Below are 20,591 nucleotides of genomic sequence, written 5' to 3' on the forward strand. Positions count from 1 at the left end.
CCGCCCATCCCACCCGCTCGAACGCCCAGCTTCGGACCGACCAACATCGCAGGCCGAAGCGCCTGTTCATGTATTTGTGCCCGCTCACGAGCACTTCGACCCGGTCGTGAGCCCTCGCCAACGGCACCCCGCGCAGGGTGGCGGCGGACCGACCGGTGATGATCGACTCCGGCGGCAGGACGAGGGCTGCGGCCAGGCAGCGGAGCGCATGGGTTATCTCGGTCACGCTGCTGCAGTAAACGCCGTGGATCACTCGCCGGTATTCGCCGCTCTTCCGCAGCTGGCGGTCGGTGATCCCTTGGGAATGCGCCTGGGCGCAGGTCATCAGTCCGAAATCGACCGGCGTGGTGGCACTGATCAAAGTTGTCATGCATCGCAGCATGCGGGCTCGGTTCGGGAGCTGTCATCAGCGTTGCGGAGATCTGTGGACAACCCCATCCACTGTGGATAGATGTGTCTAACCGGTCGGGGGAACCCGCCGTTTTCGCGCGAAACCGGCGTTTCCCGTGAGGGAGGTGCGCCGTTTTCGCGCGAAAACGGCGCACCTCGCGGGTGCCGGGTGGCGGTTTCGCGCGAAATCGTCATCCGGCATGGTCCGGTCCTGGCGCGAGTCGGCCGCGGGTGGGTTGCCTCCCGCGGCCGCTGCGCGTCCGGTCAGGGCAGCCTGATCGACTGGGCGTGCTTGAACACGTCCCTCGGGTCGTAGGCCTTCTTCGCCTGCTGCAGGCGCCGGTAGTTCCCCTTGAAGTACAGGTCGTGCCACGGGACGCCCGAGGCGTTCCACGCCGGGTCGCTGATGTCGATGTCGCAGTAGTTGATGAAGCAGCCGTCGGTGACGTCGTTGGGTACCGGCACACCGCCGGTGTCCCGGTAGACGGCCTGGTAGAACCGCTGGTGCCAGCCCACGTGGCGGTCGTCGTCCGCGGGGCCCTGCCAGGCGGTGCCCCACAGCAGCTTCATCACCGAGTCGCGGTGCGGGTTGGCGGTCGCGTCGGGCGCGACGGTGTTGACCTTGCCGCCGAAGGACGCGATCGACACCACGAACGGCAGCTGCGCGTAGTCGGTGTTGGTCAGCTGCTCGTACAGCGCGGCGATCTGCGCGTCGGTGAAGCCCTTGCGGTGGTAGCTGGACTTGTACTTGTAGCGGTCGGTCGGGTTGCTCATCCACATCCCGGGCCAGCCGGTCGCGTGCAGCCACGGCAGCTTCCGGTGGTCGGTGACGGTGGGCGTCACGCCGACGCCTTCGCCGACCGCGTTGAGGAAGTCGTTGAGCAGCCGCGCCGCGTTGGGCAGGCCCGCGTCGATCTGCACGACCAGGTGGAACGGGCCGTACGCGCGGGTCGTCAGCTCCAGCCGGGAGAACAGCCCGGTGTAGGGGCTGTCCGGGCCGCTGTTGCGCTCCATCCAGGTGCCGTAGTTGCGCAGCAGCCGGGCGAACCGCTCGGGCGTCATCTGGTCCCAGGCCCACTCGCGGCGGTGGATCCACGCCTCCCGCGGCGGGACCGGCAGCAGCTTCGCCGGGTCGGTGCCGGTGGCGTTCGGGGCGCGGAACCAGAACCGCGTGACGACGCCGAAAGCGCCACCGCCGCCGCCGGTGTGCGCCCACCACAGCTCGCGGTTGGGGTCGTCGGCCTCCCGGGTCGCGACGATCGCCCGCGCGTTCCCGCCGGCGTCGACCACCACGACCTCCACCGCGTACACGTGGTCGCTGATGTAGCCGTGCCGGCGGCTCAGCGGCCCGTAGCCGCTGCCGGTGACATGCCCGCCGACGCCGACGGTGTAGCAGGAGCCGCCGGGCAGGCAGACGCCCCACCGCTTGTAGAGCGTGTCGTAGACGTCGCCCAGCTCCGCGCCCGCCTCGACCATGATCGCGTTCATCTTGGTGTCGTGGGCGATCGCGTTCATCTGCGTCATGTCGATGAGGACCCGCACGTCGGGGTTGTCGACGAAGTTCTCGTAGCAGTGCCCGCCGCTGCGCACGCCGATGCGCTTGCCGCGCCGCGCCGCGTCGCCGACGGCCGCGACCACCTGCTCCGTCGTGGACGGCAGGCAGACGCTTTCGGGGTTGCTCACGAATCGCTGGTTCTGGCCCCTGGTCAGGCCGGCGAAGCGGACGTCCGCGGGGCCGACGGTGATGGCCGGGTTGGCGGCCGGTCCCACCTGCTGCGGGACGGTTGGTGCCGCGAGTGCTTCGGTGGTGGAGAGGACGGCGGCCGAGCCGCCGAGCGCCGCAGTCCAGGTGAGCAGGTTGCGGCGCGATAACGCGCTCATGCGAACTCCTCCGAGAGTGACTTGGTCCCCTGCGCCGTCGCGATCCGCGGACAGGCCGGACCGGCATCGACCTCATGGAGCAAAGGACAGATGACGCAGAGTCGCGGCCGCAGCGTCGATCACGGGCGGCTACACCCAATCGTGTAGATCTCTGCGCCAAAAGACATCACGTGATCACGTGATTGACTCACTCTCGGTGGCTGCTCCGATCGGCCTACCCGAACGACGGGACCCCGGCCACGCGACTACGACCACGCGCCCGCCGCGGCGGCCTGGGCGACGTAGTCGCCGAAGTCGACCGGTGCGCGCCCGAGCACCTGCCGAACCGCGTCGGTGGGCTCGGCGAGGTGCCCGGCGCGCATCGCGGCGAACATCGCGTCGACCTCCTCGACTTCGTCCTCCGACGCTCCCCCGGCCACGAGCTCGGCCCGGTACTCCTCGAGCGTGAGCTCCGCGTAGCGGATGGACCGCCCCGCGACATCGGCCATCATCTCGACGGCCTCACCGAACGTGAGCGCCCGAGGCCCTGAGAGCTCGTACACCTTCCCGTGGTGGCCGTCCGATGCCAGCAGGGCCGCCGCGACGTCGGCGACGTCCTGGACGTCGATGAACGGCTCCGGTGCGGAACCGATGGGCAGGGCCAGCAGACCTGCTCGCAGCGGCGCGCGCCACAGGCCCTCGTCGAAGTTCTGGTTGAAGTTGTTCGGCCGGATGATCGACCATTGCGCGCCGGAGTCGCGCACTGCCTCTCCCGCCGCGACCCCGCTCTTGAAGGGCTCCGGGGAACCAGCCGACGCCGCGTCCGGGCAGGGCCACGAACCGGCGGACACCCGCCGCGACCGCATTCTCGACGAAAAGCCTTGTCAGCGCCGGGTTCTCGGGGGCCACGAGGTAGACCGCCGAGCCCCGTCCAGCGCGGCCGGCCAGGTTTCCCGGTCGGCCCAGTCGAACCGAACCTCGCCGGAGCGAGACGCGGCCCGGACGTGTTCGGCCGCCGCGCGCAGCGTGCTCACCAGCCGGCGTCCGGTCTTGCCCGTCGCTCCCAGCACCAGGATCGAATCCGCTTGTGTCGTCATGGGAAGCAGTCAACCGGCGGCGGCGCGGGGCGGCCATGGCTCGTCGTACGCGGACCATGTCCGATCGTCCGCCGCTGTCGTGGAGTTCATGGACTTGTTCGACGACCTGCTGCGGGCGTCCGCGCGGTCGGTGCCGGTTTCAGCCGAACTGAGCTCTCCCCGCCGTGGGCGCTGCGGTTCGGGGACGCGGAATCCCTGACGCTGCTCGCGCCGCTGTCGGGCGAGGGCTGGATTTCCTTCGGGGACGGCGGGAAGGCGCGGCTGGCGCGGGCCGGTGACACCGCGATCGCGCGCGGCCCGGGGCCCTTCGCCATCTCCGACCGGCCCGAACCGGGACGCGCGGCGTCGGCCGATCAGGCTGTGCTGCTGACCGCGACGTACCGCGTGCGGGGGTGTCGCGTACGACGCTGGCCGGCCGGTTCGCCGAGCTGGTGGGCGAGCCGCCGCTGACGTACCTGACGTACTGGCGGATGACCTTGGCCGCTGACCTGCTGGCCGAATCCACCGACCCCGGTCGCCGCGATAGCGCACCGGGTCGGATATGCGGACGCCTTCGGCTTCAGCGCGGCTTTCAAACGGTTCCACGGCGTCAGCCCCAGCAAGTACCGCCAGGATGCCGAATGCACGATCCGGTGCGATTAATCCACATAGGACATATGATCGAGAGGACCGTGCCCGGCCGGGCACGGTCCTCTCGAACGGTCAGGCGGGGGACGCCACCAGCACGCTGGTCGGGGAGCTCGTCGCCCGCGTCTCCTCGTGGCGCAGGCCCGCCTTCTCGAACAGCGCCGTCAGCTCCGGCTCCGTCCGGACGTGGCCCGACAGCAGGCTCAGCATCACGATGTCCTCGAACTTGCCGAAGTGCGGCGTGTCACCGGGCGGCAGCACCTCGTCGATCACCAGCAGCTTGCTCTCCGGCGACATCGCCGCCCGGATGTTGCGCAGGATGCTGATCGCGTCCTCGTCCTTCCAGTCGTGGATGGTCCAGGACAGCACGTACACGTCGCCGCCGGTCGGCACCGAGTCGAAGAAGTCGCCGCCGACGCACTTCGCGCGGCCGGACAGGCCCGCCGCCCGCAGCACCTCCTCGGCCTCCGGCACCACCCGCGGCAGGTCGAAGACCTCCGCCGTCATCTCCGGGTAGCGCGCCAGGATGGTGGCCACCAGGTGCCCCTGCCCGCCCGCGACGTCGACGAGGTGCCGCACGCCCGTCAGGTCGTAGGCCTCCAGCATCGCCGAGTTCACCATCCGGGCCATGCTGCCCATCGCGTCGTTGAACAGCTTCGCCAGCTCCGGGTGGTCGGCGAAGTGCGCCCACCACCCGCGGCCGTGCACGTGCTCGAAGGCCGGGCGGCCGCTGCGCAGGCTGTAGGCGAGCGCACCGAAGGAGCGCTGCCGCTCCGGCAGCCCGACGTAGCGGGCCAGGGCGCGCATGGAGCCCTCGCCGTCGCTGCGCAGCGTGGCCGCGAGCGGCGTCAGGTCGAACACCCGGGGCTCGACCTCGGTGAACACCCCGACGCTGGCCAGCGCCCGCAGGCCCCGGTAGAGGCTGTCGGCGTCCGCCTCGACGCGCGCGGCGATGTCGTCGACGTGCGTCGGCTCGCCGTGGATCGCGTCGGCGACACCGAGCTCGGCCACCGCGATCAGCAGCTGGCTGACCAGCGAGCTGTAGAGCATTTCGTACATGCGGACCGCGGGCGGCGCCTGCGTTCCCTCCGAGAGCACGCCGTAGGGCGTCGCCGAGCCGGGTTCGTTCATGACTCCCCTTCCCCATCCGGGCGCAGGCGCGCCCGGGCGCAGTGATCGAGAAACGGTTTGCGCCGCTTGTAAAACGGGCGTCAGACGTTGGTGATGATCAGGTGGTCGGCGAAGCGTTCGCGGAGTTGCCGCTTGAGGACCTTGCCGGTCGCGCCAGTCGGGAAGTCCGCGTCGTCGCGAGCGACCACCGAACCGTGCACTTCGGACAGTCCGGCGGCGGCGAGCGCCGCGTTGATCGACGCGGTCAGGTCCGCCACCGGCTCGGCGTCGGGGCGCAGGCGCACCACGGCCAGCGGCACCTGCGCCCCGGGCGAGCGGGGATCGCTGACCCCGATCACCGAGCAGTCCGCCGCGAACCGGCAGCCGATGAGGATCGCCTCTTCCAGCGGCAGGCTGTAGACCGGGCCGCCGGAGGTGCGGATCACGTCAGGCACCCGGTCGAGGTGGATGAACCGGCCGCGTTCGTCGCGGTAGACGACGTCGCCGGTCAGCCAGTAGCCGGCGAACGACGACTTCACCGTCTGCTCGGTGTTGTTCCAGTAGCCGGGGGTCCGGGTCGGGGTCAGCACGCCCAGCCGCCCGGCGCGGCCCGGCCCGAGCTCGCGGCCGTCGTCGTCCAGGACCACGGCGCGGCGCACCACCTTGATCGGCGTGCCCACGCAGCGGCCGTAGTCGGTGCTGCCGAGCTCGCTGACCTTGCGGAACAGCGCCATGCCCATCTCCGACGAGCCGAGCCCGTCGATGAACCGGCTGCCCGGCCGGGACCGGAGCCGGCCGGGGCGGCGGCCGTGCTGGATGAGCGCCTTGATGTGCGCCTCGTGCGCGGCGTCGCCGGTGTTGATCCACGTGTGCACATGCCGGGCGTCGGCCGCGTCCAGGCCGATTTCGGCCAGGTCGGCCCAGGTTTGCGGGAACGCGGCGACGATGGTCGGCCGGAACCGGCGCATCGCCGCCCGCACCGCCGGGCCCCCGGTGTCGGCCATCACCAGCGTCGGCAGGCCGAGCAGGGTCGCGGTCATCAGGTAGCTGATGCCCGCCGAGTGCGACTGCGGCAATGCGGTGAGCAGCCGGTTGCGGGCCGCCGGTGGGAAGTTCCACAGCCGCCCGCGCTTGCCGAGGAAGAACTGGCGGTGGCCGAAGCTGGCGGCCTTCGGCGGGCCGGTGGTGCCGGAGGTGTGGCAGACCATCACCAGGTCGTCGTCGGCGTGGACGTACGGGAAGACGCCGGGGTGGGTGGCGTCGGCGGCGGGCGTGGTGGACAGCGCGGTCGGCTCGGTGTGGAACGCGAGCCGCTCGGTGTCCAGGCCGGCGTCGCGCAGCCGCTCGAGGCGGGGCCCGTCGGCCACGACGCCGAGCGCACCGATGCGGCCGAGGTACTCGGCCGCGACCTCCGGCTTCATCCGGCCGTTGACCAGCGCGGCGATCGCGCCGAGCGAGGTCAACGCCAGGAAGTGCAGGAACGAGTCGACGCCTTCCGGGACGTGCACGCCGACCACGTCGCCCTTGCCGACGCCGTGCGCGTGGTACCAGGCCGCGTAGGCGTTGCGCACCTCCACCAGCCGGGCCAGGCCGTAGGCCTCGATCTCGCCTTCCGGCCGCTGGGCGAACAGGAACGCCCGGTCCGGGGCGGGGTTGTGCGCCGCCGCGCGGTCCAGGAAGTTGCCCATCCCCAGTTCCCGGTCCAGCAGCAACTTCAGCCGCGCGGGTAACGGAAGGCGCGCGTCGGGACGGATGTTCTCGAGTGCGATCATGCTGGTGCTCCTTCGGGGACCACCCGGGGCGCGAACCGGCCCGGGCGGACGGCAGGAGGAAACGGCACGGCGCACCGCGAACGGGGCCGCGCCGACGAACACAATCGTCCACAGGGGACAATGCCCTGCTTCTTCAGCGGCGCTGGACCAGGCCTGCACCGCCGCGGGTTCTCAGAGGCTGTTTTGGAAGTGGTGCAGTCGGGTGTAGTACCGCAGGCTTTGTCTTTTGAAGCGGCGAAGCCGCTTAGCCCACCTACGCAACTCGCACCGCCGCGGGTTCTCAGACGTCGCCTGACGAGGACAGCCCCGATGCCGCGTATTGGACATACGTAAGTCGGGGATCCCACAGCCAGGCGGCGTCTGAGGTTCCGCCACCCGCACCGCTACGCAGAACGAGTTTGGAAACAGTCCCTCTGAGGTTCGGCCACCCGCACCGCCGCGCAGGACGAGCCTGCTAGACGGGCTGACCTTCGTAGACGGTGATCAGGTAGCCGTCGGGGTCCTCGAAGATGAACTCACGGCCGCAGGAACCGTCGCAGATCGGCTTGCTGATCGGCACGCCGGCGGCGGTGAGCTGCTCGTGCAGCTTGTCGGGGTTCTCCGCCTTGATCCAGACGACGACGCCGTGCCCGACCTTGGCGACCTCGTCGAGGTCGATCGTGGCCTGGCGCAGCGCGATGCGGATCGGCGCGGCGGCCAGCACCGCCGCGTTGGGCACCTTGGATTCCACAGTGGAGAATCCGACGACCTCGGTGTAGAACCGCCGCGCCCGCTCCAGGTCGCGCACCTGCAGGGTCAGGAAGTCCGGTCCGACTACGTTTGTGGACACCACAGCTCCTAACGGGAATCGGGTGATTGGGGCCGGTGGAAAGGACTTCCGCCTTCTTCGGCGGGTCTCCGACCGGCTCGCAACCAGCATCCCCGCCCGGGCCGCCGACGGTCATCACGTGTTCGCGTGAGTTGCCGGCTGGTCGTGCGTCATCACGCGTCGCGCCAGCTCGACGCGGCTGGTGATGCCCAGTTTCGCGAAGCTGTGCCGGAGGTGGCTGTCCACAGTGTGCGGTGACAGGTACAGCCGGTTCGCGACTTCCCGGTTGGTGAGCCCCTCGGCGACCAGCCGCACCACGCGCAGCTCCGCGCGGGTCAGGCTGCCCCAGCCCGTCTTGCGGGTGCTCTGCCGCCGCGGCTCCGGGAGGTTCGGGGTCCGGGCCAGCAGTCCGCGCATCCGGGCGGCGTCCCGCAGCGCGTCGCACCGCGCATACCCGGATTCGGCCTCGATGAGCAGCTCGGTGGCCTGGTCGAGGTTGCCGAGGTCCGCCTCGGCGGCTGCCAGGTCTTCCAGCCCGTGCGCCAGCAGCACCGGCTGCGAGCCCGCCCGGTAGTGCTCGACGGCGGTGCGCAGCGACCGCACGTCCCGGCGGTGCAGGCCGGCACCGTGCGCCGCGGCGCCGAGGAACACGTGCACGTCGGGGTTGCGGCGGCCCAGCTCGACCGCCGCGGCGATCACCTGGGCGGCCGCGTCGTCGGCGCCGACCCGCATGGCCAGCCGCACCAGCACCGGGACTCGTTCGGGCGAGCCGACCAGCAGCGACCTGCTGCGCTTGAGCCGGTCGAGGACTTCCACCAGCTCCAGCCGGATCCGGTCCGGATCGCCTTCCGCCCCTTCGGCGAGCAGCCGCGCCCAGACCAGCAGGTCCGGCATCCTCCGCCGCCCGGTCTCCACGATCTCCTGGGCGCGGTTGAGGTGCCGCCACGCGGCCGACACGCCGTCGGCCCGCAGTGCCACCACGGCCCGCAGCGCGAGCAGCGGAACGGCCAACGCTTCCGCGGAAAGCTGTTCGGTGAGCAGGATTCCGGCTTCCGCTTCGGCCGCGGCATCGTTGAGCCGACCGGTGGCGAACAGCAGCTCGGCCCGGCACAGGTAGCGCGGCGGCTGCGACCACACCGTCTCCAGCTCCGCGACGTCGTGCTCGTCCCGGCACAGCTCTTCCTCCGCCTCGCCGAGGCGGTCGGCGGCCGTCAGCGCGGCGGCCAGGTGCAGCCGGGGATGCCGGGTGCGCCCGATGTCACCGGCGCGGTCGCCGAGCCGCACCGCTTCGGCCGCGTACCGGATGGCCGACGCGATATCGCCCTGCGCGAGGGAAACCCGGCTCCGCGCGCCGGTCCCGCACACCAGCGCGCCGAGCGTGCGGGCCCGGTTGGCGACGTGCACGGTGTTGGTCGCCGCGGCCGCCGCTGGTTCGATGTCGCCGACCGCGACCAGCCCGTGCGCGTGCATCGCCAGCAGCTCGGCACGCACCATCGAATCCGATTTGGCGCGGGGCAGGGCGAGCACCGTGTGCTCGATGACCGCGGCGTGCTCGCCGACGGTGTGCAGCGCTTCGGTCAGGCCGAGCAGCAGCATCGCCTCGGTGTTCGGTGGCAGCCCGCTGCCGCGGAAGCGCTGGCCGAGCTCGATCGCCTCGGCCGGGCGGCCTGCCAGCACCAGCAGCCGCACCGCCTCGGCGGCCAGTTCCGCGCGGATCGGGCTGCGCTCGGCGATCAGCGGCAGGCTGCGGAGGATCAGGTCGGCGCCGGTGTTCGGCGCCGCCGGGGCGATCTCCTGCACCGCGCGCTTCACCACGGTCGCCACGTCCACCCAGCCGCCGCCGCTGAGCAGCAGGTGCTTGACCTGCTCGGTGGCCGACCGGCCGTGCTGGGCGAGCACCGACGCGGCTTCCTGGTGCAGCGTCGCCCGGGTCGGCTCCGGCATCCGGTGGTAGAGCGCCTCGCGGATCAGCTCGTGCCGGAAGCTCAGCTTCGCACCCTGCTCGACCAGCACTTCGGCGTCGACGAGCATCGCGACGGTGCCCAGCAGGTCCACCGCCGGGCGCCCGAGCAGCGCGGCGACCTCGTGCACCCCGAAGGGCCGGCCGAACACCGTCATCGCGTCCAGCGCGCGGCGGGTGTCCTCCGGCAAGTCCTGCATCCGCTCGCCGACGGCGTCGAAGAACGTCGGCGTCATCGCCGCGGGCGGCTCCTGCGGTCCGTCGCCCGGCAGCCCACGCAGCATCTCCCGCAGCAGGAAGGGATTCCCGCCGCTGCGCGCCGCGTAGGCCAGGGTCACCTCGTCCGGTTCTACGCCGAGCACCTCGGCGCACAGCTGCGCGACCGCGCCGTCGGAAAGCGGTTCGAGCTGCCGCTTCTGGGCCCCGTCGCCGATCAGCCAGTCCAGCGCTTCCTGCGCGCAGCTGCGAATCGGGTAGGGGCGGCGGGTGAAGTACCAGAGCACGGGTTCCGAGCGGAGAGCGGGCACGAGCACGCGCAGCGCCAGCGCGGTCGCTTCGTCGGCCCAGTGCGCGTCGTCGAGGGCGATCAGCATCGGCTGCTTCCGGGCCTGTTGCGCGATCATCTCGCCGACCTGGTCCACGGCCCACAGGGTGGAGGTGTTCAGCTCGGGGCCCGCCGGGATCTGCGGTCCGAGCAGATGGCACGATCGGAACAGCGAACGCAATGTGATCAACGGCGTGTTCTTGTCCAGCTTCACGGCCTGCGAAGAGATGACTCCGAGACCCAGTGCATGGCTTTCGGCCTCCACTTCCTGCAGCAGTCGGCTCTTGCCGATGCCGGCCGACCCCTCCACGACGACGCAGTTCCCGGCTCCCTCGGCGACCTGCAGCAATAACTCGCGCGATTCACCTAAGACACGTTCCCGGCCGATCAGCGGTAACGCATCAGTGTCCATCGTGTGTTCCCCTCGGTGAGCAGCATCAGACGAACGCAGATAGCTGACGCGACAGTACCCGAACAATCAGCAGGAGGCGGGTTGTTCCAAAAGCGCCAAAGGGAATGCATTCACCCGAGTGTCGCAGGAGGATGCCGCCGGTAGATCTTTACCGCGCGGGGCTTTTTTGGTATCAAAGTCCGTAACCCTCCGTCCATTTCCTTTTCACGACATATCCGCCGCGAAGCATCCGGTGAATTCCCGTCGGCGGAATCGTGCGCCACCGTTCGGCCCAGCGAGGCGCGAACACCCCGGAAGCGGGTGATATTGGCCACATCGCGCGGGGTGGTCGGCTGGGAACGGCCGGTCAATGGGAATCCCGCGATGACGTGATGCCCGCACCCGGGCCGATCGCAGAGGCTCGACAGCGCGCACCCGCTGGTCGAGAGGAGTCTGAACATGAGCGCACCGGAGGTCACCCGCCGGGTGATCCACGTCCCGCCCGGCGCGGGCCAAAGCGTCTGGGCCTTCAGCGGCGACCGCTACACGCTGAAGGTCGGAGCCGAGGACACGGGCGGAATGATCGGGGTCATGGAGGGCGAGATCCCGCCGGGCAGTGGCCCGCCGCTGCACGTCCACCAGTACGAAGACGAGGCTTTCTACCTCGTCGAAGGAAGCCTCCAGGTGTTCGACGGGGACCGTGAATTCACCGCCGAACCGGGTTCTTTCATTTATCTTCCGCGTGGTTCGGCCCACCGGTTCAAGAATATTTCCGAAACGCCCGCGAGAATGCTCATGCTTTTCGTTCCGAGCGGGTTCGAAAAATTCTTCCTGGAGGTCGGCGTGGAGGCGGTGCCCGGTCAGCCGGCGCCGCCGCCGAGCCAATTCGAGGCCGATGTGGAACGGTCCATGCGGATCGCGTCGGAGAAGTACGGCATCGAATAGTCCGGCCGGCCCACCGCGGCGGGCGCGCACCCCGGGCACCGGCCTGCGCCGGTGCCCGGTCGACGCGCTCGGATCAGGCGGACACGGCGTCATCGCGACGCACCTCCGGCGCGGCCACCATCCCGTCCCAGGCCAGCATCGCGCAGTCGATGACCGCGTGCACGGCCTCGCGGGAGCTCCCGTCTCTGGCCTGAATGGACAGTCCTTGCAGGACGGTCAGGTAGAACGAGGCGATCTTCTCCAGGTCCGCGCCGGCGGGCACGTCGCCGTCGGCGACGCCGCGCTCCAGTCGCGCGAGCACCGCACGGAAGTCGTCCTTCCGGCACTCCGCAAGGAAATCCCAGATCCGCTCGTTCTCCGGCGTGCAGTTGGTGGCCGCGAGCACCACCATGCAGCCGCGCGGCGTGTCCGGATCCACGTAGGCGTCGGCGTTGTCGCGCAGCATCGCCTCGATCGCGCGCCGCGCCGTCGGCTGGCTCTGCAGCGACCGGTCGCCGACAGCCTCGTCGGCGCTGTTGTAGAGCGCGACGGCTTCCCGGAACAGGTCCTCTTTGGACCCGAACGCCGCGTACAGGCTCGGCGAGCTGATGCCCATCGCGCCGGTGAGGTCGCTCAGCGACGTGGCCTCGTAGCCGCGTTCCCAGAACAGCTCCATGGCGGTCCGCAGGGCGGCTTCCCGGTCGAAGCTGCGCGGACGTCCGCGTGGCGACATCGGCTTCCCTCCTCCCCGGATGGCGCCGGTTCGCACCGGGCCTTCCCCTGTTGACACCCGAGAGTAGCGATGATAGCCATTTATATATCGTTCGACACAGAAAAGCGAGGGGCTCATGACAGGTCTGGACGGCAAGGTCGCGCTGGTCACCGGTGGCGGACGCGGCATCGGTGCGGCGGTCGCCGAGCGACTGGCCGCGGACGGCGCCGACGTCGCGATCACGTACAACACCTCGGCCGACCGCGCCAACGGCGTGGTCGACAAGATCAAGGAGGCGGGCCGGCGTGGTGCCGCGTTCGCGGCCCCCGCCACCGACGCCGCGGCGGTGACCAGCGCTGTTGAGCAGACGGTCGCCGAGTTCGGCCGGCTGGACATCCTGGTCAACAACGCCGGGATCTTCCCGTGGGCCCCCATCGACGAGCTGACCCTGGAGCAGTTCGACGAGACCGTCGGCATCCACGTGCGCGCGGTGTTCGTCGCCGTGCAGGCCGCGGTCAAGCACCTGCCCGAGGGCGGCCGGATCATCAGCGTCGGCAGCAACCTCGCCGACCGGACTCCCGGCCCCGGCCTGAGCCTGTACTCGCTGAGCAAGTCGGCGCTGACCGGCTTCACCCGGGGCCTCGCCCGCGACCTCGGTCCGCGCGGCATCACGGTCAACCTGGTGAACCCGGGCTCCACCGACACCGAGATGAACCCGGCCGACGGCGAAGAGGCCGACGGCGAGCGCGCCCTGACCGCCCTGGGCCGCTACAACGACCCGGCCGACATCGCGGCCGCGGTCGCGTTCCTGGCCGGCGAGGGCGGCCGCAACATCACCGGCACCGGCATCCTCGTCGACGGCGGCGCCAACGCCTGACGGCGTTGCTCCGACCTCCTGGAACAAGGGAAACAGCAATGGCTTGGGTCATCCTCGTCGCAGCGGGCCTGCTCGAGATCGTCTGGTCGCTGGCGCTGAAGCACGCCGAGGGCATGACGCGGCTGTGGCCCGCGGTGCTGGGCATCGGCGTCGCCATGATCAGCCTCGGCATGCTTTCGGTGGCGCTGAAGGACCTTCCCGTGGGCAGCGCCTACGCGATCTGGGTCGGCATCGGCACCGTCGGAGTCGCGGCGGTGGGGATGATCTTCCTGAGCGAGCCGGTGACGTTCTCGAGACTGGCGTTCCTGGCACTGATCGTGGTCGGCATCGCCGGCCTCAAGTTCGTGGAGGGCTGACAGGCCACTGTAGACGATCCGATTTCCTTTCCTTCCCCGGAAGATGCCGCCTCGCCCGAGCGAGGCGGCATCTTCGCTTCGCGACCGGCTCCCGAGAACACGTGATGTCGCGGCCGGGCCGGGCGAAGCATGCTGGGGTCCGGCTGCCGCAAGGAGAACCAGACGCCGGCAAACGGCTGGAGGAGCGGAAAGATGGCTGAGCACAAGAGGGAACTGGACATCGCGGTGATCGGCGCCGGGGTACTCGGGTTGTCCACCACGGAGGCCCTGCTGCGGCGGGGCGCGAACGTGAAGTGCTTCGACGGCCGCCGGCCCGGGTCGGGCCAGTCGGGCGGGCTGTCCCGCACCTTCCGGCACCGGCACGACGATCCGCACATCGTCGACCTGGCCGCGCGCGGCCTGGCCGGCTACCGCGAGTGGGAGCGCCGCTCCGGCGTCGAGATGGTGGGCACCGAGGGCTGCGCGTACCTGGGCACCACCCCCGCCGACACCACCGGCCTGAAGACCCACCAGGTGCCGCACCACTACGCGCCGGCGTCCGACCGCGCGGAGGTGTTCGGCGCGCTCGGACCCATCGACGGCCCGCTGCTGGTCGACCCGACCGCCGGGGCGCTGCGCGTCAACCACGTGATCGAGACCCTGACCGGCTGGGTCGGCGACCACATCATCGCCAACGACATCCACAGCCTCCTGGTGCTCGACAACGGGAAGGTCGAGTTCCAGACCGCCGACGCGATCTACCACGCGCGGCACGTCGTGCTCTGCGCCGGCGTCGACACGCCGCGCCTGGCCGCCCGCCTCGGCTGGGACATCCCGCTGGACTGCGCGCTGCACGCCCGCCCGCACTACCGGATCCGCGAGGAGTTGCGCGGCGCGCCGACCCCGTGCTGGGTGGACAAGTCCGGCCAGTTCGGCGAGATGGTGTACGGCTCGGTGATCCCCTACACCGACCAGTACGTGCTGGGCCTCATCGGCGACGGCGTCGACGTGCCGTTCGACGCCCGCGGCGCGCTGACCGGCGAGGAAGGCATGGAGGACCACGTCCGCCGGGTCACCGGCTACGTCGAGCGCGCCCTGCCGGGGCTGATCCCGGAGCCGATCGGGGTGCGGGTGTGCATCATGAGCAAGCTGCCCGCGGGCAGCGACGCGCTCCGCGCCTGGCACGCCCCCGGGGTCACCGCGATCGCCGGGCACAACCTGTTCAAGTTCGCCCCGGAACTGGGCGAACTGCTCGCGGACTCGGCGGTGCAAGACCGGCTCCCGGCGGACCTGGAGCTCGCCGGGGCACGCGCGCTGGGGGCGGCGTGAGCGGGCCGGTCATCGCCGTCGCGGGCGCATCGGGCGCCGTCGGGCGCGCGGTGACGCGGGAACTCGTGCGGCTCGGCCACCGCCCGCGCACGCTGGTGCGCCCCGGCTCGCCGAACCGCGCGCCCGACGCGGCGGTCGTCGAGTGCGACCTCACCGACCGCGCGTCGACGCTGAGCGCGCTGCGCGGCGTGGACCGGTTGTTCATGCTCACTCCGTTCCACCCGGAACAGCTTGTCCTGCAACGGAATCTCATCGCGGCCAGCGGCGAGGCGGGGGTGAGCCGGGTGGTGAAGCTGTCCGCACTCGGAGCGCAGCCCGGGGCCGAGTCGAGCATCCACCACCAGCACGGCGTCGGCGACGACGAGCTGCGCGCCGCGGGCATTCCGCACGCGGTGCTGCGCCCCAACGCTTTCATGCAGAACGCGCTGCAGTGGCTGCCGACCATCCGGGCGCGCGACGCGATCGTGCTACCGGTCGGGGCGGCGCGGGTCAGCATGATCGACGTCGAGGACATCGCCCTCGCGGCGGTGAGCCTGCTGACCGCGGACGTCGCGGCCGGCGACTACGACCTCACCGGGCCGGAAGCCCTCGGCTACCGGGAGGTGGCCGAGATCCTGTCCGAAGTGGCCGGACGCCCGATCCGGCACGTGGACGCCGCGCCCGCCGAGGTCGCGGCAGCCATGCGATCGGCGGGAGTGCCGGACTGGGCGGTGGCGGCGCGCCTCCAGCTCTACGCCACCTACCGGGCCGGCGAGGCGGAGGTGGTGACGACGGCGGTCGCGGACATCACCGGCCGACCACCGCGCGACTACCGGTCGTTCGCCGCCGGACTCGCCGAGCAACTGCGGAACTGAAGGGGAACCGATGCACGTATTCGCCATCGGGGCCAGCGGGGTCCTGGGGCACCACCTCGTCCCGATGCTGCTGCGCCGCGGACACGACGTGACCGCCATGGCGCCCGGCGACCGCCTCGACCGCCTGCCGGAAGCAGCCCGCCGAATCCGGGCGTCGCTGCTCGACCCGGTCGCCGGGCGACTGCTGGCGACGGAGTTCAAGGACGTCGACGCGGTGGTCAACGCGGCCACCGCGGTCCCGCCGACCGCGGGCAGCTGGGCGCTGAACACGGCGCTGCGCAGCACCGGAACCGCGGTGGTGACCGACGCGCTGCAGGAAGCCGGGGTGGGGCGCTTCGTCCAGATGAGCATCACGATGGCCTACGCGGACGGCGGCGACACCCCGCTGACCGAGACGGCGCCGTTCGACCACCGTCCGGAACGGACGACCATCGTCGCCCCGGTCCAGGCGATGGAGGCCGCGGTCCGCGAACTGCCCGCCGACGAGATCGCGTGGAGCATCCTGCGCGGCGGACGCTTCGTGGGCCCCGCGACGGTGCAGGACCAGCAGCGGGCCCGGCTGCGCGCCGGGCGGCTGCTCATCCCGGGCGACGGGCGGTCGTGGGCGGCGATGGTGCACGCGCGGGACTACGCGGAGGCGGTGGTCGGCGCGCTGGAGCGCGGCTGCGCGGGCGAGACGTTGAACATCGCCGACGAGCCCGTCCGGGTCGCGGACTACTACCGCGAGCTGGCCCGCGTGGACGGCAGCCCGGCCCCCGGGCAGGCCCCGGACGAGGCGGCCGAGCCGTCGCACCGCGTCAGCAGCGAAGCGGCGCGGCGCCTCCTCGGCTGGTCCCCGGTGCACGGCATCTGGCCGGTGCGCGGCGGGGAGCGGTGACAGGAAGGTTCCCATCCTCGCACCGGAGCCGAGCTCCACAACAGGCGTCCGCCGGCTCATCGGTGACAGGAAAGTTCCCATGCACTCACCGCAGGAACCGGCCCGTGACAGGAAGGTTCCCCAGCTCGCACCGCACGGCTCGGTGGTGACAGGAAAGTTCCCAGCTCGCACCACACGGCTCAGTGGTGACAGGAAAGTTCCCATGCAGTCACCGCGGTACTGAGCGGCGCTGACAGGAAAGTTCCCCAGCTCGCGCCGCGGGCTCGGTGACGGAGGAGTTCCCATCCGCATGCCACCGGGCCTCGTTGCGGTCGGCCCGTGACAGGAAGGTTCCCCAGCTCGCACCGCACCGCCCGGTGGTGACAGGAAGGTTCCCATGCACTCACCGGGCGTGCGGCGGGTCAGCACTCGATGACGTTGACGGCGAGACCGCCGCGAGCCGTCTCCTTGTACTTGACCTTCATGTCCCGGCCGGTCTCGCGCATGGTCTTGATGACCTTGTCCAGCGAGACGAAGTGGGTGCCGTCGCCGCGCAGCGCCATCCGCGCCGCCGTGATCGCCTTCACCGACGCGACCGCGTTGCGCTCGATGCACGGGATCTGCACGAGACCGCCGATCGGGTCGCAGGTGAGTCCGAGGTTGTGCTCCATCGCGATCTCCGCGGCGTTTTCCACCTGGCTCGGGGTCCCGCCGAGCACCTCGGCGAGCCCGGCGGCCGCCATCGAGCACGCGGACCCGACCTCGCCCTGGCAGCCGACCTCGGCACCGGAGATCGACGCGTTCTCCTTAAACAGCACGCCGACCGCACCGGCCGCGAGCAGGAAGCGCACCACGCCGGCGTCGTCGGCACCCGGCACGAACCGCATGTAGTAGTGCAGCACCGCGGGGACGATCCCGGCCGCGCCGTTGGTCGGCGCGGTCACCACGCGCCCGCCGGCCGCGTTCTCCTCGTTCACCGCGAGCGCGAAGAGCGTCACCCACTCCAGCGCATCGTCTTGCTCGGTCAACGAAGCGGCCAGCTCCGCCGCCCGCCGCCGGACCTTGAGCCCGCCGGGCAGCTCCCCGGAGTTCCGGCATCCGTTGTCCACGCATTCGCGCATGACCTGCCAGATGCCCAGCAGCTCCTTGTGCACAGCGTCCTCGCCGCGCCAGGACAGCTCGTTGGCCAACATGACGCCGCTGATCGGCAGCCCGGACTCCTCAGTGCGGGCGAGCAGTTCCGCGCCGGTCCGGAACGGGTACCGCACCGCGGTCGCGTCGGGCTTGATCCGATCGGTGCCGGTGGCGTCCTCGTCGACGACGAAACCGCCGCCGACCGAGTAGTAGACCGCACTCTCCAGCTCGACCCCGTCGGTGCCGGTCGCGGTGAACCGCATCCCGTTGGGGTGCAGCGGCAGCGACTTGCGCCGGTGCATCACCAGGTCGCGGTCCACGGTGAACCGGATCTCCTGCACGCCGTCGAGGCGCAGTCGCCCGGTCTCCCGGATCTCGGCGACCCGGCCCTCCACCGCCGCCGGGTCGACGGTCTCCGGGCTGTGCCCCTCGAGACCGAGCAGCACCGCCTTCGGGCTGCCGTGCCCGTGCCCGGTCGCGCCGAGCGACCCGAACAGTTCCGCCTTGATCCGCTTGACCTGCGGCAACCGGCCCTCGCCGTGCAACCGCTGCACGAACAGCCGGGCCGCGCGCATCGGGCCGACCGTGTGCGAACTGGACGGCCCGATACCGACCGAGAACAGGTCGAAGACGCTGATCGCCATTGACCGTCTCCTCCCTCGCCTATTCCCCGCTACTCCGCGATCACCGCGGCGTACTGCTCGGCGGTGAGCAGAGCGCCGGTGTCGGAGGTGCGCACCTCCAGCAGCCAGCCCTCGCCGTAGGGCTCGGAGTTGACCAGCGCCGGATCGTCCACGACGGACTCGTTGATCGCCACGACCTCGCCGGTCACCGGGGCGAACAGGTCGCTGACGGACTTCGTGGACTCCAGCTCGCCGCAGGCCTGGCCCGCCTCGATCTGCTCCCCCACCTCGGGCAGCTGCACGAAGACGATGTCGCCGAGCGCATCCGCGGCGTGCTGGGTGATGCCGATCCGGACCAGCTCGTCGCGGTCCTCGATCCACTCGTGCTCTTCGGTGTAGCGCAGGTTCGCAGGCAGGGACATGACGGGAGGCTCCAAGGCTTTCGGGGGCAGGGATGCCCGAGCGGGGCTGGGCCTCCCCCTCTGTTTCGGAACCTGAGAGCTTCGCCGCGGTTTCTCGCGGCTTGCACCGTGGGTGGAGCGTCAGGGATGACGCGCGCTTTCCAGAGTTGCCTCGCCCGAACGGTCATGGGTGCCTGAGAGTTTGTGGGGAGTCTTGCTCCTTCGGCGCCCTGACGGCTCGGTGTGAGCCCTCAAGGTCTCTCCCGCACGGGGTCGACGGCCGGTATGCGATTGTCGATGTGCTCAGCAACGATAAACGGGCCAGCCCTGGTGTCAATGCCCTCCCCCACCTGACCGGCGGCGGCCCGAAGCACTCAGGAGGCCGGTGATGCTGGACATCCGGGCGCTGGTCGAACGGGTCGGCCCCACACTGCTGCGCACAGTGGTCAGCCCGGAGCCGACGGTCTGCGTGGGGGACGTCGTCATCGCCGAACCCGATGAGCCGCCGACCGCGGCGGGCGGCGACCTCGTGCTGGGCGTGGCAGTCACGGATCGCGAGCAGGCGAAACGGCTGGCGAGGGCCTGCGGCGCGCAGGGCGCGGCAGCGGTGCTGCTCAAGCCGCCGATCTCGGCGGACGACGCGGTGGCCGCGGCGGCCGAGGAAGCCGGGGTGGCCCTGGTGGAGGTCCGGCCGGGTGCCGGCTGGGCGCAGTTGGTGTGGCTGATCCGGGCGGCGCTGGCCGGGACCGGTATCGAGGAGGCCGACGCGCGCGGCACCGGGGTCGGCGACCTGTTCCGCCTCGCCGACGCGGTCGCCGACGTGGTGGACGCGCCGGTCACGATCGAGGACGCGCACTCCCAGGTCCTGGCCTACTCCGCCAGGCAGGACCTGACCGACCCGGCGCGGGTCTCGACGATCATGGGCCGGAAGCAGCCGGACGAGGTGCTCGCCAAGTTCCGGGCCCGCGGCACGTTCCGCCAGCTCAGCAAGGGCAGTTCGGCGATCTTCGTGCCCGCCCAGCAGGACGGCACCCTGCCCCGCCTGGTGGTGCCGATCCGGATGGGAGGCGAGCTGCTCGGCTCGATGTGGGCCGTGGTGCCCGGGGAGGTCTCCGAGGAGCGCTCCACCGCGTTCGCCGACACCGCGCCGCTGGTCGCGCTGCAACTGCTGCGGTGGCGGGCGGTGGCGGACGCGGAGCGCCGCCGGTCCGCCGAGCAGGTGCGGCTGCTGCTGGAGGGGGGCGAGGGCTGGCGGGTGGCCGTGAACGAGCTGGCGGTGCCCAACGAGGCGCATCGGGTCGTCGCGATCGAAATGCCGTCGTCCGCCGGACCCGCGGAGGGGCACCGGCTGGCGATGTGGGAGTGGATCACGCGCGGGATCGGGCGGCGCCCGCTGGTCACCGAGATCGGCACCATGCTCTACGCCCTGGTGCCGGACCGGGCGGGCGCGGGCGGCTGGCCGGACCTGCGGGAAGCGCTCATGTCCCACGACGCTTCGCCGCGCCCGCTGATCGCGGTGGGCAATGCGGTGGCGGTCGCCGACCTCCCCCAGTCGCGCGCGCAGGCCGAGGAGCTGGTCGGCCTGCTGCGCACCGGCCAGCTGCGCGACCGGGTGGCGGTGTACGAGGACAACTGGCACCTGGTGGTGCTCAGCCGGATGGCCGGTGCGTCGACCGACGCGGGTGTCGGCTCCCTGGGCCCGCTGCCGGTGCTGCGCGAGCACGACCGAACGCAGGGCACCGAATACCTGGCAACCCTCCACGCGTGGCTGCGCCACCCGGGCGACCCGCGGCAGGCGAGCCGAGAGCTGCGCGTGCACCCGAACACCTTCCGCTACCGGATGAAGCGGCTCACCCAACTCGTGGACATCGACCTGGAGAGCCCCAACGTCCGCGCAGCGCTGTTCGTGCAACTGCTCGCCGACCGCTGGGCCCAGCACGGCTGACAGCAAGGGAACTTTCCTGTCACCCCGCACCCGCCGAAGCCG

At 71.1% G+C, this 20,591-nt stretch carries 18 protein-coding genes, 2 pseudogenes and 2 riboswitches; of the genes and pseudogenes, 9 read left to right on the top strand and 11 right to left on the bottom strand.

Going from position 1 to position 20,591, the window contains the following annotated elements:
- The 4 genes and pseudogenes from E1288_RS26685 to E1288_RS48990 all read right to left on the bottom strand — a co-directional run.
- Window positions 1–361: pseudogene (locus tag E1288_RS26685) on the bottom strand (hypothetical protein); the annotation flags it as partial.
- Window positions 362–654: 293 nt separating this feature from the next.
- Window positions 655–2,271 (bottom strand): FAD-binding oxidoreductase, encoded by a 1,617-nt coding sequence (locus E1288_RS26690; RefSeq protein ID WP_132489700.1) that lies wholly within the window; start codon window positions 2,269–2,271, stop codon window positions 655–657.
- A gap of 245 nt (window positions 2,272–2,516) precedes the next feature.
- A complete protein-coding gene (locus tag E1288_RS26695; RefSeq protein WP_235883826.1) occupies window positions 2,517–3,101 on the bottom strand; it encodes a Rossmann-fold NAD(P)-binding domain-containing protein in 585 nt (194 codons plus the stop codon).
- A gap of 33 nt (window positions 3,102–3,134) precedes the next feature.
- Window positions 3,135–3,347 (bottom strand): Rossmann-fold NAD(P)-binding domain-containing protein, encoded by a 213-nt coding sequence (locus E1288_RS48990; RefSeq protein ID WP_235883836.1) that lies wholly within the window; start codon window positions 3,345–3,347, stop codon window positions 3,135–3,137.
- On the opposite strand from E1288_RS48990, the gene E1288_RS48995 reads away from it, so the two are divergent.
- Both E1288_RS48995 and E1288_RS50455 read left to right on the top strand, forming a co-directional pair.
- On the top strand, window positions 3,255–3,797 hold the full coding sequence (locus E1288_RS48995) for a cupin domain-containing protein (protein ID WP_235883827.1): 543 nt from the start codon (window positions 3,255–3,257) through the stop codon (window positions 3,795–3,797). The two genes, E1288_RS48990 and E1288_RS48995, sit on opposite strands and share 93 nt — an antisense overlap.
- Window positions 3,731–3,989, top strand: a pseudogene (locus E1288_RS50455) (helix-turn-helix transcriptional regulator); the annotation flags it as partial. The gene E1288_RS48995 and the pseudogene E1288_RS50455, both read left to right, overlap by 67 nt.
- 60 nt (window positions 3,990–4,049) lie before the next feature.
- On the opposite strand, the gene E1288_RS26705 reads toward E1288_RS50455, so the two are convergent.
- The 4 genes from E1288_RS26705 to E1288_RS26720 all read right to left on the bottom strand — a co-directional run bounded on the left by E1288_RS26705 (window position 4,050) and on the right by E1288_RS26720 (window position 10,580).
- Window positions 4,050–5,105 (bottom strand): methyltransferase, encoded by a 1,056-nt coding sequence (locus E1288_RS26705; protein ID WP_132489702.1) that lies wholly within the window; start codon window positions 5,103–5,105, stop codon window positions 4,050–4,052.
- An 80-nt stretch (window positions 5,106–5,185) separates the two neighbouring features.
- On the bottom strand, window positions 5,186–6,856 hold the full coding sequence (locus tag E1288_RS26710; RefSeq protein WP_132489704.1) for a class I adenylate-forming enzyme family protein: 1,671 nt from the start codon (window positions 6,854–6,856) through the stop codon (window positions 5,186–5,188).
- A gap of 454 nt (window positions 6,857–7,310) precedes the next feature.
- Entirely contained in the window at window positions 7,311–7,685 is a 375-nt protein-coding gene (locus E1288_RS26715; RefSeq protein ID WP_235883828.1) for a VOC family protein, read from the bottom strand.
- A 114-nt stretch (window positions 7,686–7,799) separates the two neighbouring features.
- Entirely contained in the window at window positions 7,800–10,580 is a 2,781-nt protein-coding gene (locus tag E1288_RS26720; RefSeq protein WP_132489708.1) for an ATP-binding protein, read from the bottom strand.
- Between the two features lie 438 nt (window positions 10,581–11,018).
- Here E1288_RS26720 and E1288_RS26725 point away from each other — a divergent pair, with 438 nt between their 5' ends.
- Entirely contained in the window at window positions 11,019–11,504 is a 486-nt protein-coding gene (locus E1288_RS26725) for a cupin domain-containing protein (protein ID WP_132489710.1), read from the top strand.
- Between the two features lie 73 nt (window positions 11,505–11,577).
- Here E1288_RS26725 and E1288_RS26730 read toward each other — a convergent pair whose 3' ends face one another.
- Window positions 11,578–12,216, bottom strand: coding sequence for a TetR/AcrR family transcriptional regulator (locus E1288_RS26730; protein ID WP_132489712.1), 639 nt, complete (start codon window positions 12,214–12,216; stop codon window positions 11,578–11,580).
- A 115-nt stretch (window positions 12,217–12,331) separates the two neighbouring features.
- Between E1288_RS26730 and E1288_RS26735 the strand changes: the two genes are divergently transcribed.
- The 5 genes from E1288_RS26735 (at window position 12,332) to E1288_RS26755 (ending at window position 16,467) form a co-directional block, all read left to right on the top strand.
- Window positions 12,332–13,072: an SDR family NAD(P)-dependent oxidoreductase gene (locus E1288_RS26735; protein ID WP_132489714.1), complete on the top strand. Its 741-nt coding sequence runs from the start codon at window positions 12,332–12,334 to the stop codon at window positions 13,070–13,072.
- Between the two features lie 38 nt (window positions 13,073–13,110).
- Entirely contained in the window at window positions 13,111–13,428 is a 318-nt protein-coding gene (locus tag E1288_RS26740) for a DMT family transporter (protein WP_132489716.1), read from the top strand.
- A gap of 192 nt (window positions 13,429–13,620) precedes the next feature.
- Window positions 13,621–14,736 carry an NAD(P)/FAD-dependent oxidoreductase gene (locus tag E1288_RS26745; RefSeq protein WP_132489718.1) on the top strand — a complete coding sequence of 372 codons (1,116 nt, stop codon included), beginning with the start codon at window positions 13,621–13,623 and terminating at the stop codon, window positions 14,734–14,736.
- A complete protein-coding gene (locus E1288_RS26750; protein ID WP_132489720.1) occupies window positions 14,733–15,590 on the top strand; it encodes an SDR family oxidoreductase in 858 nt (285 codons plus the stop codon). Before E1288_RS26745 ends, E1288_RS26750 begins: the two co-directional genes overlap by 4 nt.
- 10 nt (window positions 15,591–15,600) lie before the next feature.
- Window positions 15,601–16,467, top strand: a complete 867-nt coding sequence (locus E1288_RS26755; protein WP_132489722.1) for an NAD-dependent epimerase/dehydratase family protein — start codon at window positions 15,601–15,603, stop codon at window positions 16,465–16,467.
- A gap of 401 nt (window positions 16,468–16,868) precedes the next feature.
- On the opposite strand, the gene E1288_RS26760 is transcribed toward E1288_RS26755, so the two are convergent.
- Both E1288_RS26760 and gcvH read right to left on the bottom strand, forming a co-directional pair.
- Window positions 16,869–18,224, bottom strand: coding sequence for an L-serine ammonia-lyase (locus E1288_RS26760; RefSeq protein ID WP_132489724.1), 1,356 nt, complete (start codon window positions 18,222–18,224; stop codon window positions 16,869–16,871).
- A 29-nt stretch (window positions 18,225–18,253) separates the two neighbouring features.
- On the bottom strand, window positions 18,254–18,625 hold the full coding sequence (gcvH, locus tag E1288_RS26765) for a glycine cleavage system protein GcvH (RefSeq protein ID WP_132489726.1): 372 nt from the start codon (window positions 18,623–18,625) through the stop codon (window positions 18,254–18,256).
- Between the two features lie 50 nt (window positions 18,626–18,675).
- A riboswitch (glycine riboswitch) is annotated at window positions 18,676–18,775 on the bottom strand.
- A riboswitch (glycine riboswitch) is annotated at window positions 18,776–18,880 on the bottom strand.
- Between the two features lie 112 nt (window positions 18,881–18,992).
- Between gcvH and E1288_RS26770 the strand changes: the two genes are divergently transcribed.
- Window positions 18,993–20,549 (top strand): PucR family transcriptional regulator, encoded by a 1,557-nt coding sequence (locus E1288_RS26770; RefSeq protein ID WP_132489728.1) that lies wholly within the window; start codon window positions 18,993–18,995, stop codon window positions 20,547–20,549.
- Window positions 20,550–20,591 lie beyond the last annotated feature (42 nt).

Source organism: Saccharopolyspora elongata, assembly GCF_004348985.1.
GTDB lineage: Bacteria > Actinomycetota > Actinomycetes > Mycobacteriales > Pseudonocardiaceae > Saccharopolyspora > Saccharopolyspora elongata.

What these genes read in the sequence shown, in the direction of transcription:
- E1288_RS26710 (WP_132489704.1), bottom strand. Translation starts at nt 6,856, where the DNA reads ATGATCGCACTCGAGAACATCCGTCCCGACGCGCGCCTTCCGTTACCC.
- E1288_RS26720 (WP_132489708.1), bottom strand. Translation starts at nt 10,580, where the DNA reads ATGGACACTGATGCGTTACCGCTGATCGGCCGGGAACGTGTCTTAGGT.
- E1288_RS48990 (WP_235883836.1), bottom strand. Translation starts at nt 3,347, where the DNA reads ATGACGACACAAGCGGATTCGATCCTGGTGCTGGGAGCGACGGGCAAG.
- E1288_RS26755 (WP_132489722.1), top strand. Translation starts at nt 15,601, where the DNA reads ATGCACGTATTCGCCATCGGGGCCAGCGGGGTCCTGGGGCACCACCTC.
- E1288_RS26735 (WP_132489714.1), top strand. Translation starts at nt 12,332, where the DNA reads ATGACAGGTCTGGACGGCAAGGTCGCGCTGGTCACCGGTGGCGGACGC.
- E1288_RS26705 (WP_132489702.1), bottom strand. Translation starts at nt 5,105, where the DNA reads ATGAACGAACCCGGCTCGGCGACGCCCTACGGCGTGCTCTCGGAGGGA.
- E1288_RS26740 (WP_132489716.1), top strand. Translation starts at nt 13,111, where the DNA reads ATGGCTTGGGTCATCCTCGTCGCAGCGGGCCTGCTCGAGATCGTCTGG.
- E1288_RS26730 (WP_132489712.1), bottom strand. Translation starts at nt 12,216, where the DNA reads ATGTCGCCACGCGGACGTCCGCGCAGCTTCGACCGGGAAGCCGCCCTG.
- E1288_RS26770 (WP_132489728.1), top strand. Translation starts at nt 18,993, where the DNA reads ATGCTGGACATCCGGGCGCTGGTCGAACGGGTCGGCCCCACACTGCTG.
- gcvH (WP_132489726.1), bottom strand. Translation starts at nt 18,625, where the DNA reads ATGTCCCTGCCTGCGAACCTGCGCTACACCGAAGAGCACGAGTGGATC.
- E1288_RS26690 (WP_132489700.1), bottom strand. Translation starts at nt 2,271, where the DNA reads ATGAGCGCGTTATCGCGCCGCAACCTGCTCACCTGGACTGCGGCGCTC.
- E1288_RS26745 (WP_132489718.1), top strand. Translation starts at nt 13,621, where the DNA reads ATGGCTGAGCACAAGAGGGAACTGGACATCGCGGTGATCGGCGCCGGG.
- E1288_RS26725 (WP_132489710.1), top strand. Translation starts at nt 11,019, where the DNA reads ATGAGCGCACCGGAGGTCACCCGCCGGGTGATCCACGTCCCGCCCGGC.
- E1288_RS26760 (WP_132489724.1), bottom strand. Translation starts at nt 18,224, where the DNA reads ATGGCGATCAGCGTCTTCGACCTGTTCTCGGTCGGTATCGGGCCGTCC.